This window comes from Halosimplex amylolyticum (genome assembly GCF_051414035.1).
Taxonomy (GTDB): domain Archaea; phylum Halobacteriota; class Halobacteria; order Halobacteriales; family Haloarculaceae; genus Halosimplex; species Halosimplex amylolyticum.
In genome coordinates, this window is the sequence record NZ_JBLKNW010000004.1 from 283,128 (window position 1) to 309,194 (window position 26,067).

Annotated in this window: 20 protein-coding genes and 1 pseudogene; 9 read left to right on the plus strand and 12 right to left on the minus strand. The window is 66.7% G+C overall.

What is annotated here, in order from left to right; translation table 11 throughout:
- Window positions 1-44: 44 nt before the first annotated feature.
- The 6 genes and pseudogenes from ACMGFE_RS18150 to ACMGFE_RS18175 form a co-directional block, all read right to left on the minus strand.
- A pseudogene (locus tag ACMGFE_RS18150) lies at window positions 45-328 on the minus strand (type II toxin-antitoxin system RelE family toxin).
- Window positions 321-599, minus strand: coding sequence for a ribbon-helix-helix domain-containing protein (locus ACMGFE_RS18155; RefSeq protein WP_436926647.1), 279 nt, complete (start codon window positions 597-599; stop codon window positions 321-323). Before ACMGFE_RS18155 ends, ACMGFE_RS18150 begins: the two are co-directional and overlap by 8 nt.
- Before the next feature lie 87 nt (window positions 600-686).
- Window positions 687-1,148, minus strand: a complete 462-nt coding sequence (locus ACMGFE_RS18160) for a dTDP-4-dehydrorhamnose 3,5-epimerase family protein (RefSeq protein WP_436926648.1) — start codon at window positions 1,146-1,148, stop codon at window positions 687-689.
- A gap of 72 nt (window positions 1,149-1,220) precedes the next feature.
- Window positions 1,221-1,991, minus strand: a complete 771-nt coding sequence (locus ACMGFE_RS18165; RefSeq protein WP_436926649.1) for an MOSC domain-containing protein — start codon at window positions 1,989-1,991, stop codon at window positions 1,221-1,223.
- 129 nt (window positions 1,992-2,120) lie between these two features.
- Entirely contained in the window at window positions 2,121-2,873 is a 753-nt protein-coding gene (locus ACMGFE_RS18170; RefSeq protein ID WP_436926650.1) for a pirin family protein, read from the minus strand.
- Between the two features lie 907 nt (window positions 2,874-3,780).
- A complete protein-coding gene (locus tag ACMGFE_RS18175) occupies window positions 3,781-4,839 on the minus strand; it encodes an isocitrate/isopropylmalate dehydrogenase family protein (RefSeq protein ID WP_436926651.1) in 1,059 nt (352 codons plus the stop codon).
- Between the two features lie 304 nt (window positions 4,840-5,143).
- On the opposite strand from ACMGFE_RS18175, the gene ACMGFE_RS18180 reads away from it, so the two are divergent.
- Window positions 5,144-5,863 carry a DUF7260 family protein gene (locus tag ACMGFE_RS18180; protein WP_436926652.1) on the plus strand — a complete coding sequence of 240 codons (720 nt, stop codon included), beginning with the start codon at window positions 5,144-5,146 and terminating at the stop codon, window positions 5,861-5,863.
- Window positions 5,864-5,940: 77 nt separating this feature from the next.
- Here ACMGFE_RS18180 and ACMGFE_RS18185 read toward each other — a convergent pair whose 3' ends face one another.
- From ACMGFE_RS18185 to ACMGFE_RS18195, 3 genes are all read right to left on the minus strand, one after another.
- Window positions 5,941-6,714, minus strand: coding sequence for an IclR family transcriptional regulator (locus ACMGFE_RS18185; protein ID WP_436926654.1), 774 nt, complete (start codon window positions 6,712-6,714; stop codon window positions 5,941-5,943).
- Window positions 6,715-7,677: 963 nt separating this feature from the next.
- Complete coding sequence (locus tag ACMGFE_RS18190) at window positions 7,678-8,610, minus strand: dihydrodipicolinate synthase family protein (protein ID WP_436926655.1); 933 nt, start codon at window positions 8,608-8,610, stop codon at window positions 7,678-7,680.
- 99 nt (window positions 8,611-8,709) lie between these two features.
- A complete protein-coding gene (locus ACMGFE_RS18195; protein ID WP_436926657.1) occupies window positions 8,710-8,958 on the minus strand; it encodes a hypothetical protein in 249 nt (82 codons plus the stop codon).
- Window positions 8,959-9,150: 192 nt separating this feature from the next.
- Between ACMGFE_RS18195 and ACMGFE_RS18200 the strand changes: the two genes are divergently transcribed.
- Window positions 9,151-11,343: an ABC transporter substrate-binding protein gene (locus tag ACMGFE_RS18200; protein WP_436926658.1), complete on the plus strand. Its 2,193-nt coding sequence runs from the start codon at window positions 9,151-9,153 to the stop codon at window positions 11,341-11,343.
- A gap of 164 nt (window positions 11,344-11,507) precedes the next feature.
- Window positions 11,508-13,631 (plus strand): ABC transporter permease subunit, encoded by a 2,124-nt coding sequence (locus tag ACMGFE_RS18205; RefSeq protein ID WP_436926659.1) that lies wholly within the window; start codon window positions 11,508-11,510, stop codon window positions 13,629-13,631.
- A gap of 365 nt (window positions 13,632-13,996) precedes the next feature.
- Here ACMGFE_RS18205 and ACMGFE_RS18210 read toward each other — a convergent pair whose 3' ends face one another.
- Window positions 13,997-14,218, minus strand: coding sequence for a hypothetical protein (locus tag ACMGFE_RS18210; RefSeq protein WP_436926660.1), 222 nt, complete (start codon window positions 14,216-14,218; stop codon window positions 13,997-13,999).
- A gap of 189 nt (window positions 14,219-14,407) precedes the next feature.
- Between ACMGFE_RS18210 and ACMGFE_RS18215 the strand changes: the two genes are divergently transcribed.
- The 3 genes from ACMGFE_RS18215 (at window position 14,408) to ACMGFE_RS18225 (ending at window position 18,094) form a co-directional block, all read left to right on the plus strand.
- On the plus strand, window positions 14,408-15,466 hold the full coding sequence (locus ACMGFE_RS18215) for an ABC transporter ATP-binding protein (RefSeq protein WP_436926661.1): 1,059 nt from the start codon (window positions 14,408-14,410) through the stop codon (window positions 15,464-15,466).
- Window positions 15,463-16,578 carry an ABC transporter ATP-binding protein gene (locus tag ACMGFE_RS18220; RefSeq protein ID WP_436926662.1) on the plus strand — a complete coding sequence of 372 codons (1,116 nt, stop codon included), beginning with the start codon at window positions 15,463-15,465 and terminating at the stop codon, window positions 16,576-16,578. Before ACMGFE_RS18215 ends, ACMGFE_RS18220 begins: the two co-directional genes overlap by 4 nt.
- 70 nt (window positions 16,579-16,648) lie before the next feature.
- Window positions 16,649-18,094: a family 4 glycosyl hydrolase gene (locus tag ACMGFE_RS18225; RefSeq protein ID WP_436926663.1), complete on the plus strand. Its 1,446-nt coding sequence runs from the start codon at window positions 16,649-16,651 to the stop codon at window positions 18,092-18,094.
- A 108-nt stretch (window positions 18,095-18,202) separates the two neighbouring features.
- Here the strand turns inward: ACMGFE_RS18225 and ACMGFE_RS18230 are convergent, their stop codons facing one another.
- Window positions 18,203-19,948: a hypothetical protein gene (locus ACMGFE_RS18230; RefSeq protein ID WP_436926664.1), complete on the minus strand. Its 1,746-nt coding sequence runs from the start codon at window positions 19,946-19,948 to the stop codon at window positions 18,203-18,205.
- Window positions 19,949-20,087: 139 nt separating this feature from the next.
- Entirely contained in the window at window positions 20,088-21,782 is a 1,695-nt protein-coding gene (locus ACMGFE_RS18235) for a thiamine pyrophosphate-binding protein (RefSeq protein ID WP_436926666.1), read from the minus strand.
- A gap of 226 nt (window positions 21,783-22,008) precedes the next feature.
- Here ACMGFE_RS18235 and ACMGFE_RS18240 point away from each other — a divergent pair, with 226 nt between their 5' ends.
- From ACMGFE_RS18240 to ACMGFE_RS18250, 3 genes are all read left to right on the plus strand, one after another.
- Window positions 22,009-23,139 (plus strand): mandelate racemase/muconate lactonizing enzyme family protein, encoded by a 1,131-nt coding sequence (locus tag ACMGFE_RS18240; protein WP_436926668.1) that lies wholly within the window; start codon window positions 22,009-22,011, stop codon window positions 23,137-23,139.
- 119 nt (window positions 23,140-23,258) lie between these two features.
- Entirely contained in the window at window positions 23,259-23,930 is a 672-nt protein-coding gene (locus tag ACMGFE_RS18245) for a carbohydrate-binding family 9-like protein (protein ID WP_436926669.1), read from the plus strand.
- A 128-nt stretch (window positions 23,931-24,058) separates the two neighbouring features.
- Window positions 24,059-25,132 (plus strand): Ldh family oxidoreductase, encoded by a 1,074-nt coding sequence (locus tag ACMGFE_RS18250; RefSeq protein ID WP_436926670.1) that lies wholly within the window; start codon window positions 24,059-24,061, stop codon window positions 25,130-25,132.
- Window positions 25,133-26,067 lie beyond the last annotated feature (935 nt).

Genomic DNA, 26,067 nt, shown 5'->3' on the forward strand with positions numbered 1-26,067 from the left:
CGAAGACGAGGCAGGTTTCGATTCCAGGTGACGGATCTGACCGCTCAGTCGTCGTCGGCAGTGTACGCGCCGTCGCGCCGCTTGATTCGGGCGACGACCAGACGCTGGTCGTTCCGTCGAAAGGTCACGGACAAGCGGAATCCTCCGACACGTATCTTCTTGTATGGGCTGTTTTGGAGCGGCTCTCCGTAATCGGGTGGATCGCGCCACGGGGAGTCGACGATGTCGTCGAGTTTCTCGATAACGCGGTCCTGTTCAGCCGGCGAAAGCGCGGAGAATCGTCCTGTGCCTTCGAGGAGAGTTCCCAGACCCACCCGTCGTCACTCATCCGTACCGAACTGTTCGCGCGCTTCGTCCGCGCCCATCGTCAGTCCCTCGCGGACGTCCTCCTCGGCTTCGAGGAGCGCGACGAGTTCGTCGCGGTCGAACGTCGGGAACTCGACGGCGTCCCGGAGCGTGTAGCGGATGAACTCGCTCCGGCTGTTGAAGCCACGCCCTTGCCACGTGTCGTCGATCTCCTCGAGGAACGACTCGGTTAGTTTGAAGTTTACCGAGACGATATCGTCTTCGCCGTCACCACCCGTGGTCGCTTCGGACATACGCTGGTAATACTCACGTGTTACCGATAGTCGTTTCGCTGGCGAGCATCGCCATCGACCAGTTGTCGATTACAGCTACTACGCTGCTCAGTGGGGCATCTCGTCCCAGTCCAGCGGGATCTCGTCGGTGTCCGGGGGCAGTCGCTGTTCGTCGGGGTCCTCGTAGTCGTAGAGGTTCGTCGGGAAGTTGATCAGCATCGCCTGTTCGTCGCCGACGACCTTGAACCCGTGCCAGCACGCCCCCGGGATGCGGACCATCCGCTGGTCGTGCTCGCCGATGACGAACGTGTCAAGTTCCCCCTGGGTCGGCGAGTCCTCGCGGTCGTCGTAAACGCCGACCTTAATGCGCCCGCTGGGGCAGACGAAGTGGTCGACCTGGCCGCGAGTGTGGCGGTGCCACGCGCGGACGACGCCCGGGTAGCTCAGCGAGTAGTAGCTCATCGCCGGTTCGGGGTCGTACTCCTCCCAGTCCTCCCTGAACACCTCGACCAGGTGCCCGCGCTCGTCGGCGTTGACCTGTAGCTCCCGCGTCTGGACACCGTCTATCATGTACGGACCCACTCGTCCCAGATTCATAACGTTCCGTGTGGCCGCGGCCGTGGACCCTTTCGCGACCGCCGATCACTCGACGACAGCGACCTCGTCGCCGACGCGGAGCGTCCCACCCCGGTCGCCCTCCGGGACCCTGCCGATGACCATCAGCGTGTAGTAGTGGTCGAACGCGTCCCGGTCGGCCCACTCGGGGAACGTCTCCTCGCGCTTCTGGACGAATCGCTCGCGGAACTCGGGGGTCGGCTCGCCGGTGTCGGGGTCGCGTTGCGGGACGACGCAACGGCCGCAGGGCGTGACGCCCTCGAATCGAACGTCGTCCACCTCGAACGCCGGTGCGTCGACCCCGACGAATCGGTCCTCCCAGAACGCCGGCACGCCCGAGATCTCGACGTTCGCACGGAGTCGCCGGCGCGCGCCGTCGACGGTCATCCCGTCGTACCACGAGGCGACCGTCTCCAGCGTCGCCGTGCTGACGACCGAGGGGCCCATCTCCCGTCGGTCGACGTAGCCCAGCGAGTCGTCGCGCCGGAGTTCGAGGTCCGCGTCGAAGAAGTCGCCGAACCACGCCGCTGCTGGTTCGCGCTCCGCGTCGAGGTCGAACTCCCGCGTCTCGCCGTCGGGCGTCTCGACCGCGAGGCGGCCCGACCCCGGGTCGAATTCGGTCGCCAGGTCGTGGACCCGGTCGGTCCGCTTGCCGTTGAGGACCTCCCCGTCGGCGTCGAACAGCGCGAACTCCCGATCGTGACGGAGCGTCCCTCCGTCGAGGATCGCCGCCGCTTCGACGTCGATTCCGTCTAACCCCTTTACCGGAAACACCCTGAGTCGTTCGAGTCGGGCCATCACCGGGAGGTCGGGCCGCTCCACCAATAGCGGTTCGTTCGAACGTGTGCACCGGACAGTCAGATCTCTCCGTCGTCGGGGACCCTCCGGTCCCACTGCTTGCGCGGTCTACCGACTGAGCAACCCCTCCTACCGGCCGATGGTCCCTTGCCGCGTGACCGGCGCGTCGGGATCGATGCAGAAGGCGACGAGCACCGAGTCTTCACGCGCGGTCACCGTCAGGTCGTCCGGGTCGACGAGCAGCCCGCTCTCTGCCTCGTCGAAGTACGTACCGGCGGCCTCGACCGCTCCCTCGAAGACGTAGAAGTACGTGTCCCGCCCCGAAATCGCGGGGAGGGCGACGCTGGCTCCCCCGTCGAGCCGCGCGTCGTAACAGTCGACGTCGTTGCGCACGGTAAAGGGCGCGTCCGATCCGTCTGCCCCGAAGACGTGCCGCCACTCGTTCGCGACCGGTTCGTCGAGAGGCCCGTGCTGGATACCCGGTTCGAGGTCGAGACTGTGCGGGCGGACGAAGATCTGGAGCATCCGCAGCGGCGGGTCCTCGGCGAGCGTGCGCTCCTCGTGCCAGAAACCGCTGCCCGCGTTCATCACCAGCAGGTGTTCGGGATCGGTGACCAGCTCGTTCCCCTGGCGGTCGTCGTGGCGCATGACGCCCGCGGGGACCCACGAGACGATCTCCTCGTTCTGGTGGGGGTGCATCGAGATGAGCGTGTCCGGGTCCATGAACGACTCGACGACGGTCGCCAGCGGCCCGTAGCCGTGGTCGTCGTGATCCGGGTGGTTCCGGCCGGGGAAGTTGAAGTGGATACGGAACGTGCCCTGGTCCTGAGAGACGTCTGTGCGTGGCGCTTTGTGGAGTTTCGGAGGGGACTCGGATTCCATGACGACGGTCTATCCACGGTACCGGCTCTGTACGGAAAAAGTGCCCGTGCTGACGGACGAGGGTCAGATTCGGTCGGTTCCTTGCTGGAGTAACCGGACGCTACTCGTCGCGCTACCTGGCTGTCCGGCGCAGTTCGTGGCACCCCATTCGTCCGACCCGTACGACCCCTGCAACCGGATACGGGGCCGGACTGGGCCGGGCCGGGACGACCTCCGCGGCGCGACTCGGACTCGCCGACGGATGACTGCGACCGTCGCTCGAGCGTGGGCACCCCTCATCACGAGACCGGCGGGTTTTCCAGTCGACCTCGTGATCGGTCTCTCTCGACAGCGTTGCGGCTTTCCTCTGATACAATAGTATTATATTTAATTTATAATTCTCGCTCTGATCGGAGACGGTGGACGAGCGGTGAGACAGTCTCGGTGAGGACGATCAGAACAGGAAGCTGTCGGGGGAGCTGCCGAATCGAGATGCGACGCCCGCCGGCTCGCTTCGCGGGATTTGATTGGATCATCTGCAATCAACCGACGAATCGCGACAAAATTTCAATCTAACAGGTGATTTCGTTACATTCTCCGTATTCTCGCCTGGTCCTGTATCGGTTCGGCGCGAACAGAGTCGGCCGATCGCGGCTGTTCAGTTGCTTCGTTCCGGGGGCAGAGACTGTGGTCACCGCCTCCGAGTGGCGTAAGTGGAATCGAATTCGACGACACATCACAGAACGAGTAGAACTGTAAAAACACCAGTTTTCATATATTCGGCTGTGTGCGTTCGCCGTCGTGAAACCCGAGTCGAGCGCGCCGCGGTCCGACACGGCGAATGTCGATTGGGCCACGTCGGCATCGTGGGCGGGCCGACGACGAGACGCGCGTTCGCGTGGGAACAGCACCTGTTCGGACAGTTCGGTTACAGCCGAGACCGGAGGTCGGCGACGACGTCCCCGGTCGCAGCCGAGCCGCCGAGGTCGGGCGTCCTGGGGGCAGACTCGTCCGCGAGCTGGTCGGAGACGGCGGTCCAGAGCGCGTCGGCGGCCTCCGGTTCCCCGAGGTCTTCGAACAGCATTGACCACGAGAGTACCGTCGCGAGCGGGTTGGCGATATCGTCGCCGACGATGTCGGGCGCACTCCCGTGGACCGGCTCGAACATCGACGGGTACGCATCGCCGGGGTGGATGTTCCCAGAGGGCGCGAGTCCCATGCTCCCGGTGATCTGAGCGCCGACGTCGGTGAGGATGTCGCCGAAGAGGTTCGAGGCGACGAGCACGTCGAACTCGTGAGGGCGGCGGATCAGGTCCATCGCCGCCGCGTCGACCAGGAGTCGTTCGACGTCGACCGACGGGAACTCCTCGCTCACGTCGTCGACCACGTCGTCCCAGAACACCATGCTGTGGGCCTGTGCGTTCGACTTCGTGATGCTCGTCAGGTGGCCCTCGCGTTCCGTGGCGGCCTCGAAGGCCGCGCGGACGATCCGCTCGGTCCCCTGCCTCGTGAACAGCGCCGACTGGACCGCCGTCTCGTGTTCGAATCCCCGGTGCTCGCGGCCGCCGATATCCGCGTACTCGCCCTCCGTGTTCTCCCGGTAGACCACGAAGTCGATGTCGCCGGATTCGTACCCCCTGAGCGGGCTCTCGATGCCATCGAAGAGGACGTTCGGGCGCTTGCAGACGTACTGGTCGAACCCCTTCCGGATCGGCAACAGGAGGCCGTGGAGGGTCACGTGGTCCGGGACCTCCGGGTGCCCGACGGCGCCGAGGAAGATGGCGTCGAAGTCGGCGAGCCGGTCGAGTCCGTCCGCGGGCATCATCTCCCCGTGTTCCAGCTGCCGTTCGCTACCCCAGTCGAAGCGGGTCGTCTCGATCGAGAAGTCGTACTCGTCGGCAGCGTCCTCGACGAGCGGCATCGCTGCGTCGACGACGTCCGGCCCGATACCGTCTCCCGGAATACTGGCGATCTCGTAGGAGGCCATAGCCGAACTGTTCGTCGGGCCCGCTTTTGAAGCTTGGTACCAGGCGTTCGGTCTCGGAACCGAGAGAGCGAGACGAGAACGAGACGAGAGCGAGACGAGAACGAGACGAGAGCGAGAGCGGGAGCAAGATCACCCGCCTGCTCCCCGGTGAATCAGCGGCCGAAGCCCGCGGAGGGGACGCGGACTGCTCCGTTCCCGGACCTGTTTTTATATGATAACAAGCGTTTTATCCTTCGGCGACGGACATGTGCCAGGAGAGATGAGTAGGGGGGAGAGACCGATCCTGGATTCGCTTCGGCGACACGTGCTTTCTCCGCTATCCGACGCGCAACGTCTCGTCGAGCAGGAGTGCGAGGCGGTCGAAGCGGAACGGGCAGGGTTCCAGCGGTTCAGGGAGCGGGTCGCCGGGATGCGGACCGTGCCGACCCCGGCGACGGCGCCGCAGCGACAGACCCTGGTCCACCAGCCCGACTCGCGCGAGGTGCGACGGCTTCGCAGCGCGTATCGGGAGACGGTGATGGCCGTCGAACACTACGACGACGTTTACGGCGAACCGCTGGTCGCGCACGCCGCCGCGGAGCTCTCGGCCGAGGTCGCGACAGCGCTGCAGCGGGAGGGGACACCGTTCACCGAGACGTGTAAATCGCGGCTTCTCGCCGCCGTGGGCCGGGCCATCGCGCAACGCGAGGAGTTCTGTGGGCAGCTAGCGGAAGAACGGGCATCGATCACAGACGGTCGGGAGACGCTCACCGACCTGCTCGACCAGCTGGACAGGCCGTCGATCCCGGGCTGGTACACGACCGAGTTCGAGGACGAACTCACGGACGTCGCGGAGACGCGACAGGAGACGCTTCGGTCACGGCACCCCTTCGGTCACGTCGACGACCGCGACCTCTGTGCCTTCCTCTACGCCGACCGAGCGTGGACGTTCCCGCTGTTGACTGCCGTCGCTCGATTGCGTGGCTCGGTCGCGTACGGCACCGAACGGGGAGCCTCGGCGGCCGCTGTCGAGTCCCGTGACTAGTTACCCTGGCTGTGAACGACCGGCCGTCGAAGCCGAGTAGTTCGGGGGCGCTGACCTGATCCGTCGGGCCAGGTCGATCAGGAGAACTTGGTGTTGATCTCGACGATGTTCGCGGTGTAGCGGACCAGGTCGGAGAGCTCGCCGTGCATCCGATCCGTGGTGAACCTGCTCGAGGGGCCGGTGATGCTCACCGCGCCGAGCACCCGGTCGTCGCTTTTGACGGGCGCCGCGACGCACCGGAGTCCTTCGACGTTCTCCTCGTCGTCGATGCCGTAGCCCCGTTCCCGAATTCGGGCTAGTTCCGCGAGGAGGTCCTCGGGATCGGTTATCGTGTTCCCAGTTCGCGCTTCGTACTCGCACGAGAAGACGAGCTCCTCGGCCCGTTCGTCCGGGAGGTGCGCCAGGATCGTTTTCCCGAGACCGGTCGAGTGGATCGGTTGCTGGGTCCCGACCGTCGACGCGCTCTTGATGCCGTTCTCGCCGCTCGCCTTGTACAGGTACGATACCCGTCCGTGTTCTTCTATCCCGAACTGCGCGGTTTCTCCGCTCTCTTCGGCGAGGGCGTCGACTTCGCTCCGGACGGCATCGTAGTTCCCGACGCGATCCTTGACGCGATCCGCCATGTCGAGGATGCGAAGGCCCAGTCGGAACTCGTAGCCCTCCCTGACGACCATCCCCTGTTGTTCGAGCGTCCGCAAGTGGCTGTGGATGGTGCTTCTCGAGTAGTCGAGGACCTCGTCCAGTTCCGCCACCGTCGACCGCCCGTTCTCCTGAAGGGCACGCAGTACCTCGAACGCGATCCCCACCGAGCGGATCGTTCGTCCCCTCCCGTTCTCGGACGCCTTTGCCATGATAGTCAATGCCTCGTCAACCGAACTTAATCATTTTCCCGTCGGGAGCTACGAACAGGCTGGCGAAGACGGGCCCGACCCACCAGCCCAGCCCGACGACCGGGGGCTCCCGCTACGCGGGCCTCGTCCCGTCGTTCGGCCCGTCTGTCTCGGCCCACTGCGTCCACAGCGCGTCCCCAATGCCGCACCCTCCACTCGGATCCGCCGGTCTCTGGTCGAACCTCGTCCTGGACGCCCGGGCCGCCTCGCTGTAATTTTCCTCCGGCGACCGTTCACAGCACCGTCTCGTTCCCCTCTACGGAACATCCGGGATGCCGTTCTCGATAGCGGAACAGCCCAGGGAACGGCCGTTTCTGGAAGATATCCAGGTTTCACGGGCCATTTCGTCGATACGTGTCCGATCGGCGCGAGACGTGTGAATTGTTGGCAGTAGTCATTTGGTAGTAGATCGCAAATACGCTGCTATTACGACCATACGTTTGTAAGTGAAAGCGCTCCTGACGCTTCTCCCCAGATGTCCCGAGAGGGGAACGCGAACGAATCGCGGAACGGAACTCTCCTGGACCAAATATTTCGCGTGTAACGGCTTCTAACCGTCAATGAGGGCGTTCGCGTGGGGCGACAGAAAATCTGGCGACGATCGCGCTGGAAGGGACGCGGCCAGAACGACCGAAGCGTCGTCGATTTGCCCGCTGTCGTACCGTGATTTTCGAGGTCTCGCCCGTCCGAAACTCGATCGGGTCCCCGGAACTACGGTCACCGTCACGGTGCATCCGGGACGAAGTATCGTCCGAGAACAGCGTCGACGGCCCACCCGCTCCCGCACGGTCGTGGGTAGTTCAGCAGCAATGCGCGCTCGACGGATATTCGACCGGAAGCGGTCCGCTATCGGCTGGATCGACTCTCACTCATGATGCGGGAGACGCCCGGTCCGGCTCGCCCCAGGTGGCAGGCGCGGGCGCGTCACGCGGAGTTCCCGAACGTCCCCTCGATCCGGTCGTAGTGTCGCTCGACGATCTCGCGGTCACGCGGACCGAGGTCGACCAGGGGCTCGCGAACGGAGCCGCCCTCGAATCCGGCCAGGTCCATCCCGTACTTGACCACGGGGACGTTGTTCCCTCCGGCCACGGAACCTCCCGCGCCCGGGTCGTCGCGGAGGTCTTCGAGCGGCCGGAGCGACCGCTGGATCGTCCGGGCGCGCGCCCAGTGCTCGTTTTCGATCGCTTCGTGGAGCGCGAGCGTCGTTCTGGGGAGGAAGTTCCCGATGCCGGTCGTGTAGCCGGACGCGCCTTCGACGGCGAACGCGAGCGCGTACCGTTCGGCGATCCCGTTCAACCAGGTCACCTCACCGTCGGCGTCCTGGACGGTCTGGGCGAACTCCTTGACGTCGTCGAGCGCGAACTTCACCGCGACCACCTCCTCGCGTTCGCTGAGGTCGACGAGGACCTCCCGCGGCAGGTCGCGACCGCGTTTGTAGATGACGACCCCGAGGTCGGTCTCGTCACAGATGCGGCGATAGTAGGCTTTCAGCCCCTCTTCGTGGACGTACGTGTGGTCGGGATGCATCAGCATGATCGCGTCGGCTCCCGCGTCCGCGTACGCGGACGCGAGGTGTGCCACCTCCGGAACGTTGCCGACCAGGCCGCCGGCCACCACCGCCTCCGGGCCGGTCGCATCGACGTGCGTCTCGACGACCGCGACCCGCTCCTCGTCCGTCAGCGCGTAATACTCCCCCGTGTTCCCACAGGGGATGAACAGGCGAGCGCCGCTGTCGTAGAGCCGTTCGACGTTGTCCGCGAGCGCGGCGAGGTCGACTCCGGACGTATCGTCGGTGAACGGGACCGCTGTGGTGAACGCGACGGTTTCGAAATTCCGGCGAAGTCGCTGTGGCTGCATACAGGGAAGATAACATCGACACTATTAAGTTTACTTCTCGTCTCATCGAGACAGACATTCACGCCTGCCGGCAGCACCTCCACCGAGTGGGCGAGGACGTCAGTGCATCGGCGTGTCGTCGAGGTAGTTACACCGCCAGAACACGAGGCCGATGATCACCAGCAGGACGGCGATGAGCCCGAAGTCCATGAGGAGTACGTAGTAGCTCGCCGATCCCCGTTCGATGGCCGTCGCGGCCATCCCGGCGATGACGAGGTGGACGAGCGTGAGCGCAAGCAGGCTCGTCCAGAGGAACTGTCGGCGGCAGATCCAGTCCATAAACGCTGATCTCGTCGTGTCGTCTGCCATCACTCGGTCAAGTGTCTGCGGACGGGATAACAGTTGGGATGGCACCGGTAGCGGACCTGCCGACCCGTCCGCCCGGTCGCGCTCACCGAGGACGGGAGCGAGGGCCCGATACCCGCCGGAACGGGCACTATAGATAACCGAACTTACAATAATTATATATACCGGAAGTGAAAAGTGGGGAATGGATTCAGCATGATGGAATCAAACAGTAGCGAAGAATCCGACGAGTGGGTCGGCGACGACGAGTGGGCCGATCTGCCGGAGACAACACGGCGACGGCTACTCAAGAAGTCACTGGGTGGCGCCGCGGCGGCCGGGCTGGTCGGCGCCGCCGGCTGTCAGGGCGACGGTCAGGACGGGACGGATACAGTCACACCGCTGGGCAACGAGGGCGACGGCGGTGACGGGAGCGACGGAAGTGACGGAAGCGACGGCGGCGGCGGCGGTGACGGCGGTGACGGTGGCGACGACGCGACCGATACGGCCGGTGGCCAGTACGTCGACGGGACGCTGGACCACATCATCGGTATCGCGCCGGACAACGCCCGTTTCAATCCGTACGGGAGTTCCGCCAACTGGTCGTTCCGGTGGTACTGGGCCATGTTCGACCAGTGGGCCGTCCACGACAAGTACGACAACGCGACGAAGGGGATGATCCTCAAGGACTGGGAGTACCAGGACGACGGGACGGTCATCTTCAACATCCGCGACTCGTACACCTGGCACGACGGCTCCGACCTCACGGCCGAAGACGCGGTCACCCAGCTCAAACTGGGGCAGTTGATGCAGACGGTCAACAAGGGGTACGGTGCGCAGCCGCTGTACGAGAACGTCCAGCAGACCGGAGACTACGAACTCCAGTTCGAACTCAAGGACGCCGAGATCAGTCGGGAGATCTTCGAGTTCGGTCACCTCAAGCGCCGCGGCTGGTTCTGGGCCCACCGGGACCACTGGGGCGAGTTCGCCGAGCGGTTCACGGACGCCTCCAGCGACAGTGAGCGCGACGACGTCCGGGCGGACCTCCAGGAAACGGTCAAGCGACCGCCCTGGGACAACAGCCAGGTTCCCGGCAACTCGATCTGGGAGATGACCGAAGGCGACTCGAACACCGCCCTCATGGAGGCCTACGACGACTACTGGAGCCCGTTCAGCGAACACTCGTGGGCCGACGGCGACATCACGGGCGACATGATCGACTACGACCTGCGCTGGCGTCGCTACCCCAACCAGCAACAGCGCACCCAGGCGATGAAAGAGGAGATCATCGACGTCAGTTACCCGCCGAACTCCGAGTCCGCCCGCCAGGAGATCCGAGAGCTCGGCTGGCGGCCGGCCAACGACCTCACCGAGGACCAGATCGTCCCGACGATGCGGGCCGGCGGCAACGGGCTGTTCTTCAACTGCCAGTCGGACTCGCTCACCGGCGACCGCCGGGTCCGGCAGGCGATCATGCACGTCGTCCCGCGCCAGCAGATGATGTCGTGGCACACCGACTACGGCAACTACTGGATCCACGACCGCCACATCACCGGTCTCGGCCAGGACAAGGAGGTCCCGTGGTTCGGCGGTCCGGAGAACTGGCCCAACGACACGCTCCAGTCGTTCGAACAGTACGCGGCCTCCGAGTCCGACGTCGACACCGACCGCGCGACGCAACTGCTCCAGGACGCCGGGTTCTCGAAGAGCGGCGGTCGCTGGAAGGACCCCGACGGGAACAACGTCACGCTCCGACTGTACACGGCGACCTCCGACGAGGAGCCCATGGCGCTTCGCTACTCCCAGATCGCCAAAGAGTACCTGGACAGCTTCGGCCTCAACACGGAGGTCACCGCGCAGGAGTCGACGATCCGCGCCGGGGAGACGATGGACTCCGGCGACTGGGATATCATGTTCGACGCGTGGGGCGGCGCCAAGAGCGCCCCGCCGACGCTCGACTGGAACACGACCTTCCCGATGACGAAGACGCTCGCCGGCGAGGACGTTCCCAACGCTGGCGCCTGGGCGCTCGAACCGGAGGTCGAAGTCCCGTACCCCGTGGGCGACCCGGACGGGGATCTGCAGACGGTCAACATCAACGACAAGCGCCGCCAGCTCCGGAGGAAGATGTCCGGCGAGGAGCGCCAGGAGCGGGTCAACGAGCTCGCCTGGATCTTCAACCAGACGGTCCCGTGGTTCACCGTCAACGAAGAGGGCGGCTCCGGCGGGTACTGGGTCAACAAGTCCCGCTGGCGCACCTACCCGCCGCAGGGGCAGGACAACCCGGCCTACAAGTACGAGATCATCGAGATCGGCCAGTACTCCTACGCCCACTACATGGGGAAGATGGGCAACGAGTGGTTCGGCCCCGTCCCCGAAGGCGAGGCCGACCAGTGGCCCCAGGGCTGACCCGGTGAATCGAAAACCCGGGCGCCCGGCCCGGTGATCCCGTCCACGTCTCCGTTACTCCGTCCCCGTTTCTGCACCCGCGTCCATCTCGCCAGCGTCCCGCTCGGTAATGTTCGATCGTGATGCCCGCAACCGTTAAGTGTATGTGCCAGGATTCTCCCGGTATGCCGGAGAAGAATTACTATCTCCGACGGATCAGCCAGTCGGTTATCACCGTCTGGGCGGCGATCACCTTCTCGTTCGTCGTGATACGGTTGATCCCGGGTGGCCCGGCCGACTACATCGCCTCACAGATACGCCAGCGGTCGGGGGGACAGGTGTCCTACTCGCAGCTCAATCGCATGGTCGAGCTCTACACGAACGTCAACCCCGACAAGCCGATGTGGCAGGCCTACATCGACTACATGACGTCGATCCTCCAGGGCGACTTCGGGCGGTCGATCTTCTACGCGGACCCCGTCTGGGACGTACTCGGGCCGGCGATCCCCTGGACGATGTTCGTCTCGCTGTTCTCGCTCGTGCTCGGGACGATGATGGTGTTCCTGATCGGCGGGTTCCTCGCCGTCCACGAGGGCGACAAGTGGGACGTCGCCGGGAGTTACTTCGTCATCTTCACCGACTCCGTCCCGTACTACATCGTCGCGCTCATCCTGCTGTTCGTGTTCGGGTTCGGGACGGAGTTCTTCCCGAGCGGGGGGCGGTACAACAACGACCTGACGCCGGGGTTCAACGCCGCGTTCATGGCCAGCGTCCTCAGACACGCCGCGCTCCCGATCATGTCGTTCGCGGTGACCTCCTGGGGCGGGCTCGAGTTCCGCGCTCACTGCACCCGGATCATCGGCGAGGACTACGTCGACGTGGCGGAACTCAGGGGGCTCCCGAAGTCGCGGATACAGCTCCGGTACATCGGCTGGAACTCCACGCTCCCGATGTACACCGGGCTGATGGCCGGGCTGGCCACGATCTTCGGCGGGTCGATCATCATGGAGCAGATCTTCCGCTACCGCGGGATGGGCTTTTACTTCTACGAGGCGACGATGTCGCGCGACTACGTCACGGTCATGGCGGCGGTCATCCTCTTCACCGTCGTCACGGTCCTCGGACTGCTCATCGCGGACCTCACCTACGGCCTCATCGACCCGCGCGCCGGTCACACGGACCGGAACGCCTACTCGTGGTCGTTCCGGGAGTCGGTGCGCCAGTTCGTCCGCAACCTGCGTTCGGACGACGACGCTCGGGCCGGCGAGACGGCCATCGAGAACCGCCTCGACCGGGACCGTCCCCGGACGGACGACTCCGCGCTGAACTTCGAGGTCTCCGACACGGAGTACTCCTGGAAACAACACACCCGCGAGCGAGTCGACCAGAGCTTGCTGACCCCGTTCCGGATCCTCTGGACGTCACCACGAGCGCGCGTCGGCGGGATCATCCTCGCCGTCTTCGCGTTCCTGGGGATCTTCGGTCCCTACATCGTCCCCGAGCCGAAACCGATGCAGGCCGAGCCGATCCTCGGGATGTGGGAGAACATGCGGTACCCGCTCGGGACCGACGACATCGGGCGCGATCTACTGGCGATGAACATCTACGCCACCCGACCGATGCTCGTCATGATGGGGACGGGCGCGCTGGTGACGCTCGGGCTCGCGATCTTGCTCGGCGTCGGGGGCGGGTACCTCGGCGGGCTCTTCGACAAGATCGCGATGACGGTCACGGACATCATGATGAACATTCCCGGGCTCGCCCTGGTGATCGTGCTGGCGGTGATCATCGAACCGAAGAGCCCGGTGTTCGTCGGCGCCATCCTCGCGATCGACAACTGGCCGCGGTTGGCCCGGCAGCTCCGGTCGCAGGTGCTGACGATCCGGGGCGAGTCACACGTCGAGGCCTCGCGCGTCCTCGGCCTCCCGACCAGGAGCATCCTCTCGAAGAACATCATGTCGCGACTCATGCCCCTGCTGATGATGGGGTCGGCTGGCGCGATGCGCGGCGTGCTGATGGAGTCCGTCGGACTGTACTTCATCGGCGTGCTGCCGTTCACGAACCAGAACTGGGGCGTCATCCTGAACGTCGCCCGCAACGGCGGCGCCCTCGCCGGCGCCGACCGGTTCCACTGGATCCTCGCGCCGATGCTGTTCATCGCGACGATGACCTACGGGCTCCAGCTGTTCGCCCAGGGGACCGACCGCCTGTTCAACCCCCGCCTGCGCGCCCGCCACGCGAGGACGGTTTCGAGCGAGGAACTGGAATCGGACGAGGACGCGACGCCGGCCGCCCCGGCCGACGACTGACGGCAACCGCCGCAGCCTCCAGGGCGGCCGACGGTTCTCACCATCGGTTCGACAAACGCGATTCCTGACAGAAACGTTATGACAACTGTTATCACGGCCTCTATCGAACGTTCGTGATAGACCGATGCAAGTGGAAAAAGAAGGCAGTACGACGCGGTACATGATCGGCCTGATCGCGATCGTCCTCCTCCTGATCGGAGTCTACTACGTGTTCACGGTAGCCTTCTGAGCGTGGAGGTCGGTCTCGGTCTTCACGGAGAGAACCCGTTCGACGGCTCAGGATCGAAACCGGACCTGACCGACGGCGTGGACGATCGACGGTAGAACAACGGCGGCGTGCCCGGACGAGAATTGCTTCTCGGGTGTCACAGTTTCTGGTACACCAGGATGAGCCCGCGCGAGACGAGCGCGACGAGCACGAGCAAAATGCCGACGATGCCGAGGATGCCGGCCCAGACCCCGGTGTTCAGTGCTGCGGCCACGGCGACGATCACCAGCCCGATCACGAGAAGCGTCGAGGACACCGCCCCGCCGAAGATGGGCCAGTGTCGCCGTATCGAACGCGTGACTGTGTTCACCTGTGCCATGTTGTTGCATGCATTCGGATCCCCCTTATATCTGCGGGTGACCGGGGCGCCGGAGCGTCGAGCGCGGAAAACTGTTAAGTAGGTGGGTGAGGTCATCTCTACCAGACATGTGCGTCGGAGCATTACTCTCGGAAGTGGTCGGCGCTGCGAGCGCCGAGCGGCCAGGAGACGGCGACTCCGCGAGGGACAATGGCATCGCAAAACGCTGACCGGTCCGACGTGGGCGCGGGCAGGGCCCACGAGAACGTCCTCGAGATCCGGAACGCGAACGTCGGGTTCGCGATGGGTCGGGGGACGTCGAAGGTGCTGGACGACGTCTCGATCGACGTCCACCGCGGCGAGGTGATCGGGATCGTCGGCGAGAGCGGGAGCGGGAAGTCGATGCTCGCGGACTCCGTCCTCGACGCGATCGACCCGCCGGGCCAGCTGACCGGCGAGATCACGTACTACCCGCCTGACGGCGGCGACCCCATCGTCACAAACGAACTCGACGAGGAGGAGATGCGCCAGTTCCGGTGGGAACACATCTCGATGGTCGTCCAGGGCGCGATGGACTCGTTCAACCCGACGCTCTCGCTGCGGAGCCACTTCGAGGAGACGCTCGAAGCCCACGACCACGACGTCGACGAGGGCATGGTTCGGGCACGGAGCCTGCTCGAGGACGTCCACCTGGACCCCGAGCGGATACTGAACTCCTATCCCCACGAGCTGTCGGGCGGGATGAAACAGCGCGCGCTCATCGCGCTCTCGCTCGTCCTCGACCCGGAAGTGCTCATCATGGACGAGCCGACGGCCGCGCTCGACCTGCTGATGCAGCAGTCGATCCTGAAGCTGCTCGCCGACCTCAAGGAGAAGTACAACCTGACGGTCATGATGGTCACGCACGACCTGAGCCACGTCGCCCGCATCGCGGACCGACTCGCGGTCATGTACGCCTTCGAGGTTCTCGAGATCGGCCCGACCGAGGACATCGTCAACGATCCGGCGCATCCGTACACGCGTGGGTTGCTCAACTCGATCCCGGACGTCCACGCGCCGCTGGAGAGCATGGAGTCGATCATGGGAACGAGCCCCGACCCGCTGAACGTCCCCGAGGGCTGTTCGTATCACCCCCGTTGCGAGATAGCAGAGGAAGAGTGCACGCTCGAAAACCCGCCGCTAGAACACGTCACTGACGACCACCGGGCCGCCTGCTTCTACTGGGAAGAATCCCGGGAAGCGATCCCGCTCAAGAAATCACAGCAATGAGCTCAGAACCACTCCTCGAAGTCGAGAACCTCGACGTCCACTTCGGCACCGAACAGGGACTGCTCGACCGCTTTTTCGGCGACGACTCGGTCGTCCGCGCGGTGGACGACGTCTCCCTCGCGATCGGGGAAGACGACGTCGTCGCCCTCGTCGGCGAGTCCGGCTGCGGGAAGACGACGCTCGGGAAGGCGATGATCGGGCTGCAGGAACCCACGAACGGGTCCGTCCGTTATCGCGGACAGGACATCTGGGAAGCGAGGAACGGCGACGGCGAGATCCCGTACCCGAAGATCCGGCGGTCGCTCCAGATGATCCACCAGGACGCGGGGAACTCGCTCGACCCCAACCGGACGGTCTTCGAGAACCTGAGTCCGGCGCTCAAGAAGTGGCGGCCGGAGCTCAACCTGGTCGAACGACGCGAACTCGTCCAGACGATGCTCGAGACCGTCGGACTGACGCCGGCCAGCGACTACGCGTCGCGGTATCCCCACCAGCTCTCGGGCGGCGAGGCCCAGCGGACCGTCGTCGTCCGTGCAATGTTGCTGGAGCCGGACCTGATCCTCGCCGACGAGGCCGTCAGCGCGCTCGACGTCTCGCTCCGCGTGAACATGATGAACCTCCTCCTGGACCTGCAGGACATGTTCGGCACGTCGTTCGTGTTCATCTCGCACAACATGTCCAACGCGCGGTATCTCGCCGGCAAGTCGGACGGGCGGATCGCGGTGATGTACCTCGGCCGGATCGTCGAGATCGGCCCGCCCGACGAGATCATCCAGAACCCCCAGCACCCCTACACCAAGAGCCTCATCTGGGCGACCTCCGGGATCTCTGAGATCCACAAACCCATCGAGAGCCCGCCGATCCGCGAGATCGACGTCCCGGACCCCGAGAACCCGCCGAGCGGGTGCCGCTTCCACACGCGCTGTCCGGAAGCTCGCCAGGCGTGCACGACCGAGAGCCCCGAGTTGACGCCCGTCGGGGAGACGCCCCGACACGAGGCGGCCTGCTACTACGCGCGCGACGACCGGGAGTACTGGGAGAGCGACCCGCTCCCGGGCGTCGAGAGCGAGGGCGGGAGCGAGAGCGATCCGCGGTCCGCCGGCGCGGACTGACGGCCGCGCATCGAGGAATTCCTCTCCGGCAGCCAAAAGCTATTAGTTATCGTATCACAAGCGCCTGTAGATGCACCAGTTACGACGCGACGACCAGTCGACCGTCCGGGTGAAGATCGGCTACGTCGGCGGTGGCAGCCGGTCGTGGGCGACGACGCTGATGAACGATCTCGCGCAGACGACGGACCTCGCGGGCGAGGTCGCGCTGTACGACGTCGACCGGGAGAGCGCGCGGACGAACGCCGAGCTGGGCGAGTGGATCCAGGGCCACGACGCGGCGGTCGGCGACTGGGAGTACACGGTCGCCGAGACGCTGACTGACGCGCTCGCCGACGCCGACTTCGTCATCCTGTCGACGCAGGACCCGCCGGCCGAGACGATGGTCAACGACCTCGAACTCCCCGCGGAGTACGGCATCTATCAGACCGTGGGCGACACCGTCGGGCCCGGTGGGACGCTCAGGGCGATGCGGTCGGTCTCTCAGTACCGCGAGATCGCCGCGGCGGTCCGCGAGCAGTGTCCCGACGCCTGGGTCATCAACTACACAAATCCGATGACCGTCTGCACGCGGACGCTGTACGCGGAGTACCCCGACATCAACGCCGTCGGGCTCTGTCACGAGGTGTTCAAGGTCCAGGAGCTGTTCGCCGACCTCGCCGAGCAGTACCTCGACGCCGACGACGTGGACCGCGAAGAGATCAGCGTGAACGTCAAGGGCATCAACCACTTCACCTGGGTCGACGACGCCCACTGGGGCAACCGGAACGTGTACGACCTCGTCGACAGGTGGATAGCGGACCGCGAGTCGGTCCCGCGGTTCGAACCCGGGGACATGGACGACGAGTCGTACTTCGTCAATCACCGCGACGTGACCCAGGACCTCTACGAGCAGTTCGGGGTCCTGCCCGCCGCGGGCGACCGCCACCTCGTCGAGTTCGTCCCGTGGTACCTCGACGTCGCGTCCGGCGAGCAGATCCAGCGGTGGGGCATCCGCCAGACCCCGAGCGAGTACCGGGTCGACCACTGGCCGGACGGCGAGGACGAGCGCCGCGCCCTGCTGGACGGCGACGAGCCCTTCGAGTTCACCGAGTCGGGCGAGGAGGCCGTCGGCTGGATGCGCGCGCTCCTGGGGCTGGAACCGCTGAAGACCCACGCCAACTACCCCAACCGCGGCCAGTGCCCGGACCTGCCGGACGGCGCGGTCGTCGAGACGAACGTGCTGGTCGACGGCGACGGCGTCACGCCGCTGACGGCCGGTGAACTCCCAGACCAACTGCACGACGTCGTCCTGACGCACGTGAACAACCAGGAGACGCTCGTCGAGGCCGGGCTCGCGGGCGACGTCGACAGCGCGTACCGGGCGTTCCTGACGGACCCGCTCGTCCGGGTCGGCACCGAGCAGGCCCGCGAACTGTTCTCCCGCCTCGTCGACGCGGAACGCGACTACCTCGACGACTGGGACCTCTCGTCGCCCGTGCTGAATCACGAGGAGTCGGCGTTGGCCGCGGACGACTGACCCGGGACGCGCGGCGCACACGTCGTCTCGATCGGAGATCCGGCGCGCACTGCGGTCGAGCGCGTCGGGACGCACCGCGCTGACGGGACCCGCGGCCCCGTCGACGTGTCACCGGTCCCCGGGCTCTTCGCCTCGCTCGGCGGGCCAGATGAGTTTCGTGTCGCGAGTCCGACCGTGACCGTCGAAGGTGCCGTGGACGTACCCGTGTCCGCCCAGGTATTCCGGGACCAGGCCGAGATCGCCGCGCAGCGCCGCGTCGAGCGCGAGAATGGCCAGCGGCTCGACCGCGTCGAATCGCGCGTAGGCGTGGTCCTCGCTCGGGAGGAAGAAACCGCGGTGGTACCGCTGCTCGATCATGCGGTCCGCCACGCGGCGAGCGCGGTTCAGGTAGTCCGTGTGGCTCGCGGTCCGCTGGAGCTCCAGCAGCGCGAATATCTCCATCGGGCTCGCGCCGGGCGCGTTCATATCCAGTGCGACGGCGTCGCCCGGGCGGACGCCGATGTCACCGACGCCGAGCCCGTCGGCGATCTGCCGTGCCGTCTCCCACAGGACGTCCCGCCCGGAGAGGCGATACGCACGGACGTACGTCCGGAGGAACTGCACGTCGGCGTCGAGCGGCTCCCACGTCTGCCCCTTCTCGCCGTAGTACCCGGTGCGCGGGAACGACCGCCCGGTCAGATCCGTCCCGTCGGCCCACATCGGCAGGAACGCGTTCCGCTCGGGGGCGTACCCGTGCTCGGCGAGCGCCGCGAGGCCGGCGACCGTCCACCGGCGTAGCTGCTCGCCGTCCCGGCCGAGCGACTCCCCGAGCGCGAGCTGGACGAACCCGCTACGGGCGTACAGCGTGCGGACCCGACTTCCCCAGACGACCCACCCCTCCCGCGCGACCTCCCCGAACTCGTCGCCGAACTGGTTCTCCGCGCGGTCGCCGTAGTTCGACGTCGTGGGCAACGGCCCGTCTGCGGGCGGTTCGTCGCGCCGTCGCGGTTTGGTGTACTGGTAGGCGCCCAGTCCGGTCTCGGGGTGGCGCGCCTTCACGTACATCTCGGCGAGTCGCTCCCCCCAGGTCCAGGCGTCTTCGTCGCCGGCCAGTGCGGACAGCGCCCCGGCGGCGAGTATCAGGTCGGAACCGACGTTGACGAACGAGAGGCCGTCGCCCTCGAAGAACGGGTCCGGGTCGGCGAACTCGTCGTCCCAGAGGTCGCCCGGTTCCTGGCCGTACTCGCCGTGGCGGTTCATGTCGAGGGTCGCCCAGTCGAGCACGTGCGCGTTCCAGACGGCTCTGAGCAGCTTGGTCGTCGCTTCCGGGTCGACGTCCCATAGCAGCTCGTAGAACGGGAAGTGGTTCTTGAACTCGTGGACGTCGGCGTCGAAGTGGCCGACGGGATCGAGCGTCCGCAGATCGACGAACTGGTGGCCACCCCATCTGAGCAGGCCCCCGTCGTCGACCAGTTCGTCGAAGTGGTAGGCGACCGGCTCTCTGGCGGCGTCCACGTACCGCGGGTCCCCGGTGACGCCGCTCAACCCGGTCAGGACCCGGAACAGGTTCTGCTGGCTGGCCAGGTTGGAGACGATATACTCCTCGCCGTCGTATCGCCAGGTCACGGGGTCGGTCGTCTCGACGTGGACGCCGTCGACGAACAGCGGCGTCGACTCGCCGCTCCACCGGTCGCGCCCGGTCTCCAGCACCCGGTCGACGTACGACTCGACGACCGACAGCCGCTCGCCGTCGCGCTCGTCCCGGCGCGGCGTCCCGGCCGCCGCGCGCTCGGATCCGCGGGTCGCCCCCGAGGGCGCGTCGTCGGCCGGACTGCTCACTCCGGGGATTCGGCTCCCGTCGGACTGATAGATCACGTCCAGACGGTTGCAGGCGACGAATCATAACGTTTCTCCCGGCGAGTCGCTGCTCGGTGTCCCGCGGAGTATCGCGGCGGACGTCGCCGTCACCGGCCGCGCCGGTGACGGGACGCGCGTCGGGATCTGAACTGGGCGGTCAGAACCGCAGTTCGGAGTCGTAGTCTGCGGCCGCGGCCGCGGTCGGTTCGTCCGGATCGACGCGGACGTCGATCAATTCCGGTCCGTCACTGCGTCCGAGCGCGTCCGAGACGGCCGTTCGCACGCCATCGAGCGTCCGAACGGTCGTCCCGCGGCAGTCGAAGCCCTCGGCGATGGCCGCGAAGTCCGGCGACGCCCAGCTGAACCGATGACCGTCCGTGTAGCGGTCGATGTCGGGCGACTTGCTGATGACGCCGTAGTCCGCGTCGTTACAGACGACCGTGACGACGTTCAGGTCCTCCTCCGCCGCCGTGTGCAGTTCCTGCAGGCACATCATGAGGCTCCCGTCGCCGGTCAGGGCGACGACGGGCGTGTCGGGCGCGGCCAGTTTCGCGCCGAGCGCGGCCGGGAGGCCGACGCCCATCCCCGCCCACGACCCGGCCGTGACGTACGTCCCGGGTTCGTAGCTCTCGAAGGTCTGTTTCGCCCAGAGTCTGAACCCGCCGATGTCGGTCGCGACGACCGCCTCCCGCGGCAGGGCCTCCCGGAGCGTCCGCAACACGCCGGCCGTCGCGACCGGCGGCTCGTCGGCGAACAGCCCGCGTTCCTCCAGGCGTGCCTCGTACTCCGCGCGGACGCGCTCGGCGACGGCCGCCCCGTTCCACGCCGCCTCCGGCCGCGCCGTGTCGCCGAGTTCGTCACCGATCGCGTCGACCGCCTCGGCGACGCTCGCCGCGATCGCGACGTCGGCGTCGTAGGCGACGTCGATCCGGCTCGTGTCCCGCGTGACGTGGATCAGCGTCTCCCCCATCGGGAGCGACCAGTCGGCGGTCGTGACGCCGTCGAAGCGCGTCCCGAGCGCGAGGACGACGTCGGCGGCCGCGAGCGCCCGCTTCCCCCCGGCCGGGAGGTGGCTCCCGGTGACGCCGAGCCAGCGGGGATCGTCCTCGGGGAAGAGGCCTTTCGCCTTGTAGGAGGTGACGACCGGCGCGTCCAGCCGTTCGACGAGCGCCCGGATCGCCGACGGGTCGCCGGACCGTCGGGCACCGAGTCCGAGGGCGACGACCGGTCGCTCCGCGCCGGCGAGCGCCGTCGCCGCGGCGCGGTACTCGGCGTCGCCGTCGAACTCGCTCGCCGACGGCGTATCGACGATCCCCGGCGAGCGGAACTCGGCGTCGAGGAGCGGGCGAGCGACGCCGAGCCGGACCGGTCCCCGCGGGGGCGCCAGGGCCGACTCGATCGCCGACCGAACCTTCCGGTGGAACGCCGCCGGCCGGTCCACCGGGACGTTCTCCTTCACCACGTTGTCGAAGGTGTCGGGTTCGATCTCGTGGATCGGGCCCTTGCCGCGGTCGTCGGGGTCGGGGGTCGCCGCGACGTGGATCAGCGGCACGCGGTCGTCGAGGGCGTTCTTCAGCCCGTGCATCGCGTTGGTGTCGCCCGGGCCGGGGACCGTCAGCGTCGCGGCGACGCCGCCGCCCGCCTCGTAGTACCCCCACGCGACGTGCGGGATCGCGGTCTCGTGGCGAGCCATCACGTACCGGACGTCGTCTCGGGCTTCGACGGTGCGGTCGAGCGGGAGCGTCTGCGTCCCGGGCAGGCCGACCAGGAGGTCGACGCCCGCGTCGACCAGCGCGTCGCAGAGCTGTTCGCTTCCCGCCCGGGCCGGCGGTCCATCGACAGGTGGGGTCATTCTATCGGCTCTCGATTACACCGACACCGGCAAATAACTACTCCTCGCCGGCACCGCCGCGCGACCCCTGCGTCACAGGTCGCCCCGGCGCCTCGGGCGTCCCGGGGTCTCGGGTGTCCCGGCGTCACGGGTCGCTACGGCGGTCCATGGCGTCCCCGCAGTGCGACCCGGGGAGCGACGCGCTGTCGCACCAGCGTTTATGGGCCCTGGCGTCACATCCCAACACATGGAGATCACGGACATCGAGACGAGAGTCCTCCGTCGCGACCTCGACGAGCGGTTCGCCAACGCCCAGAAGTGGATCGAGAGCCGGGAGTACTGCCTCGTCAGGGTCGAAACGGCCGAGGGCGTCGTCGGCTGGGGGGAGTGCTGGGGGCCGGCGGCCGGCAACCGGGAGATCGTCGACGAGTACGTCGCGCCGCGAGTGGTCGGCCGGCGCGTCGACGACGTCGAGCGGGTCCACGACGACCTGGTGTTCGAACTCCGCTCGTCGTATCACTCGTACGTCCCGGCCAGCGTCGTCAGCGGCGTCGACATCGCGCTCTGGGACGCCTACGGGAAGTCGGTCGGGCGGTCGGTCTCCCGGTTGCTGGGCGGCCGGCGCCGCGACGAGGTTCGGGCCTACGCGACGGGCCACTTCTTCCGCGACGTCGACGATCTCTCCGAACTCAAACAAATCGTCGCGGAAGAGGCGCAAGGCCACGTCGACGCCGGGTTCACGGCGCTCAAACAGAAGATCGGCCTCGCCCGTCACTTCCCGTGGGGGCCCGACGAGGACCTCGAACTGGTCGCGGCCGTCCGCGAGGCCGTCGGCGACGACGTGGAGCTGATGGTCGACGCCAACCACGCGTACGACCTGGCCGACGCGAGACGCGTCGCCCGCGGACTCGAATCGCACGACGTCCGCTTCTTCGAGGAACCGGTCCGCCCGGCCGTCGATTACTACGCCGACCTCGCGGACGGCGTCGACGTGGCGCTCGCCGGCGGCGAGTGCTGGGCGTTCCAGCACGAGTTCGAGCGCGTGACCCGCGAGACGGGCGTCGAGTACCTCCAGCCAGACGTGACCAGCGCCGGCGGGATCACCTCGACCCGGCGCGTCGCCACGCTGGCCGACAGCGCGAACGTCCAGTGCGTCCCCCACGTGTTCGGGAGTGCGGTCGCCCTCGCGGCCAGTCTCCAGGTCATCGCCGCGACGCCCGGCGACCCCCTGCTGGAGTTCGACCGCACGCCGAACCCGATCCGCGAGGACCTCGCCGTCGACCCGATCACCAACGACGGCGACTCGGTCCAGATCCGCGACGAACCCGGTCTCGGGATCGAGATCGACGAGGACGTGCTGGAGCGGTTCGCGGTCTGAGGGGGCGACCGCCCGGCGTCGCTCGCACCGCCGGCCAAACAGTTCGATCCAGTGAGACCGGGACACGGGGTCACGACAGTTCCGGGAGGCTCTTCCCGGAGACCGGAGACGGAGGTGGTGTGAAGACGTACACCATCGCCCGCGCCGACGCCGACGTGCCGCTGACCGGCGACGTCGAGGGACCGTGGACGGCCGCCGACGTCGCCAGCATCGACGAGTTCAACTGGTACGAGTCGGGCCCGAGACCGGAGACGACGGTCCGGGGGCTGTACGACGACACGTCCCTGTCCCTCCAGTTTCTGGTCGAGGACGACGAGATCGCGTCGCGGACGACGGAACTGAACGGGCCGACGTACGAGGACAGCTGCGTCGAGTTCTTCGCGACGCCGGACCCGGGCAGCAACGCCCGCTACCTGAACTTCGAGGCGAACCCCTGCGGCGTGTTCAAGATGGCGTGGATGGAGCCCGGCTGGTCCGTCAGGGGGATCGGTCGGGACCTCGTCTCGCCCGAACTCGCCGAGGCGATCACGGTCGCGACCTCCGAGCCCGGCCCGACCCGAGAGCCGTCCGCGGACGACGAGTCGTGGTGGCTGGCCGTCCGGTTCCCGTTCGAGGCGCTGTCGGCGTTCACGGGGCTCGACCTGGCGCCCGGGAGCGGCGACCGCTGGCGCGCGAACTTCCATCGAACCGGCGTGGCATCCCGCTCCCAGGAGGCGAGCTGGAACCCGATCGGCACCGCGGAGAAACAGTTCCACTCGCCCGGGCACTTCGGCTGGGTCGACTTCGAGTGAGGACGGGCCGGCGGGGGGATGAACCCGCCGGAGCGGAGAGAAATCGCGTCGCTCGACGACCCAGTCACGCGGACCGAAGGCCGTCCGGCACCTCACGTTTAATGCCGGTTCGCCGTGTTGGAGGAACCATGCCCCTCGTCGAAGCCGAGCACCTCGAATCGTTCTCGCGACGCGCCCTCGAATCGTACGGGACGCCACCGGAGACGGCCGATATCGTCGCGTCGTCGCTCGTCGACGCGGAACTGGTCGGTCACTCCTCGCACGGGGTCGTCAGGATCCCCTACTACGCCGACGACTTCCGCTCCGGGACGATCGATCCGACGGCCGAGCCGACCGTCGAATCGGCCGGGTCGTTCCACCAGGTCGTCGGCGGGGCGGCGATGGGCCAGCTCACCGGCCAGCTGGCGGTCGACCTGCTCGTCGAGACGGCCGACGAACTCGGCGTCGCGGTCGTCGGGATCCGCGACTCGGGACACCTCGGCCGCATCGGCGAGTGGGCCGAACGGGTCACCGGGGAGGGGCTGCTGTTCTCGTCGTGGGTCAACCTCCAGGGCGGCTCCCAGCGGATCGCGCCACCCGAGACGGCCGACAGGCGACTCGGGACCAATCCGACGACGTTCGGCGTCCCGACGTTCGACGCGCTCCCGTTCGACCTGATCTACGACGGCGCGACGAGCCAGGTCGCTCACGGGAAGATCATCGAACGCGACGGGTCCGGCGAACGGCTCCCCGACGCGTGGACTATCACCGACTCCGGCGACCCAGTCGCGCACGCGGCCGACTTCGAGGACGGCGAGGGAGCGCTCCTGCCGCTGGGCGGCCGGGCGACCGGGTACAAGGGGTTCGGCCTCGCGACGATGGCCGAACTCTTCGCCTCGATCGTGGGCGACGGCCCCGTCTCCACCGAGGAGCGCCAGGACTGGAACGGCAACGGCGCCGCCTTCATCGCCGTCGATCCGACCGTGTTCTCGACCCGCGAGGCACTCACCGAGCGCGTCGCCCGATTGGCCGCGCATCTCCGGTCGGCTGAGCCCATTCGCGACGACCGGGAGGTGCTCCTCCCAGGCGAACCCGAGTATCGCGCTCGCCACGAGCGTCGCGAGGAGGGAATCCCCATCGAGCAGCCCGTAGCCGACCAACTATCCGAACTCGCCGCCGAGCGGGATATCGAAGCGCACCTCCCCGACCCGCTCGCCAGGTAGCTCACTCACCGGGCACCGGAAACCCGTTTCGGGGCCTCTTAGCAGGCAATTGCCGCATTTCTACGTTTTGACCGCGTCGATTGTGCAGTCCGACCGCGCCACCAGCACGGAACGGTGAACACCGTCACAGCCACCGGCTTCGCCCGTGCTGATTCCCGTGTCCCGAACATCGCCCGAGAGACAGTGAATCGCCGAATATCTGGCGGAGCGGTGTGATCGATGAACGAAATACGGGTCGTGAGGCGCCACAGCAGTACGAATCGAGCGGGAGATCGGCGACATCGTTCCCCCAGAGAGAACCGCTGGGGCAGTCGCACCGAAACTGTCCCCGTCTTGCGAAACAGACGACGATCGAAAGGTCGCTGTCGTTACGGGTGCCGGCTACAAATTACAGTACTACCATTGTAATTCTGAGTGGTTGCGAAACGATTGCCACTTCGAAACACCGGTTGTAGGCGGTCTCGGTCGCTAATTCAGAATGACGGCCTCACCATGCCGCTTTCCGTGTCCCTTGGGAGTTGTTGGCATACCTCCCGGAAAAGTTCCGCACAAGGGAACAGGCACTGCACCAGCGGACAACAGCGAGACAGCGAAGAGGGGGATTCCAGGCTGGAACCGCCGAAATGCAGCCATACCCGCCACAATCGCCGGGTGACTCCTTCAGGTTGTCCAATGCGGGCACGGACATATCGGCCACGGTAGGTCGGTGAATTCGCTGACGACTACGAGGACACCGCAGCTCGGTGTTCCTCCGATCGCGGAGTGTCAAAACCAGAACACAGCGTGTAGGCACGGAATCGGGGAGAAACAGGAGGCGATACGTCGTGATGAGGACGTCCACCGCCGTTGGGACGGCCGTTCAGACGATGGCGGAACCGTTCGCCAGAGCAGAACATTTTGCGGGGAGAGCCTCCGGTCCCTTCTCCCCTCCGCTC

What these genes read in the sequence shown, in the direction of transcription:
- ACMGFE_RS18155 (WP_436926647.1), bottom strand. Translation starts at nt 599, where the DNA reads ATGTCCGAAGCGACCACGGGTGGTGACGGCGAAGACGATATCGTCTCG.
- ACMGFE_RS18160 (WP_436926648.1), bottom strand. Translation starts at nt 1,148, where the DNA reads ATGATAGACGGTGTCCAGACGCGGGAGCTACAGGTCAACGCCGACGAG.
- ACMGFE_RS18165 (WP_436926649.1), bottom strand. Translation starts at nt 1,991, where the DNA reads ATGGCCCGACTCGAACGACTCAGGGTGTTTCCGGTAAAGGGGTTAGAC.
- ACMGFE_RS18170 (WP_436926650.1), bottom strand. Translation starts at nt 2,873, where the DNA reads ATGGAATCCGAGTCCCCTCCGAAACTCCACAAAGCGCCACGCACAGAC.
- ACMGFE_RS18175 (WP_436926651.1), bottom strand. Translation starts at nt 4,839, where the DNA reads ATGGCCTCCTACGAGATCGCCAGTATTCCGGGAGACGGTATCGGGCCG.
- ACMGFE_RS18185 (WP_436926654.1), bottom strand. Translation starts at nt 6,714, where the DNA reads ATGGCAAAGGCGTCCGAGAACGGGAGGGGACGAACGATCCGCTCGGTG.
- ACMGFE_RS18190 (WP_436926655.1), bottom strand. Translation starts at nt 8,610, where the DNA reads ATGCAGCCACAGCGACTTCGCCGGAATTTCGAAACCGTCGCGTTCACC.
- ACMGFE_RS18195 (WP_436926657.1), bottom strand. Translation starts at nt 8,958, where the DNA reads ATGGCAGACGACACGACGAGATCAGCGTTTATGGACTGGATCTGCCGC.
- ACMGFE_RS18200 (WP_436926658.1), top strand. Translation starts at nt 9,151, where the DNA reads ATGATGGAATCAAACAGTAGCGAAGAATCCGACGAGTGGGTCGGCGAC.
- ACMGFE_RS18205 (WP_436926659.1), top strand. Translation starts at nt 11,508, where the DNA reads ATGCCGGAGAAGAATTACTATCTCCGACGGATCAGCCAGTCGGTTATC.
- ACMGFE_RS18210 (WP_436926660.1), bottom strand. Translation starts at nt 14,218, where the DNA reads ATGGCACAGGTGAACACAGTCACGCGTTCGATACGGCGACACTGGCCC.
- ACMGFE_RS18215 (WP_436926661.1), top strand. Translation starts at nt 14,408, where the DNA reads ATGGCATCGCAAAACGCTGACCGGTCCGACGTGGGCGCGGGCAGGGCC.
- ACMGFE_RS18220 (WP_436926662.1), top strand. Translation starts at nt 15,463, where the DNA reads ATGAGCTCAGAACCACTCCTCGAAGTCGAGAACCTCGACGTCCACTTC.
- ACMGFE_RS18225 (WP_436926663.1), top strand. Translation starts at nt 16,649, where the DNA reads ATGCACCAGTTACGACGCGACGACCAGTCGACCGTCCGGGTGAAGATC.
- ACMGFE_RS18235 (WP_436926666.1), bottom strand. Translation starts at nt 21,782, where the DNA reads ATGACCCCACCTGTCGATGGACCGCCGGCCCGGGCGGGAAGCGAACAG.
- ACMGFE_RS18240 (WP_436926668.1), top strand. Translation starts at nt 22,009, where the DNA reads ATGGAGATCACGGACATCGAGACGAGAGTCCTCCGTCGCGACCTCGAC.
- ACMGFE_RS18250 (WP_436926670.1), top strand. Translation starts at nt 24,059, where the DNA reads ATGCCCCTCGTCGAAGCCGAGCACCTCGAATCGTTCTCGCGACGCGCC.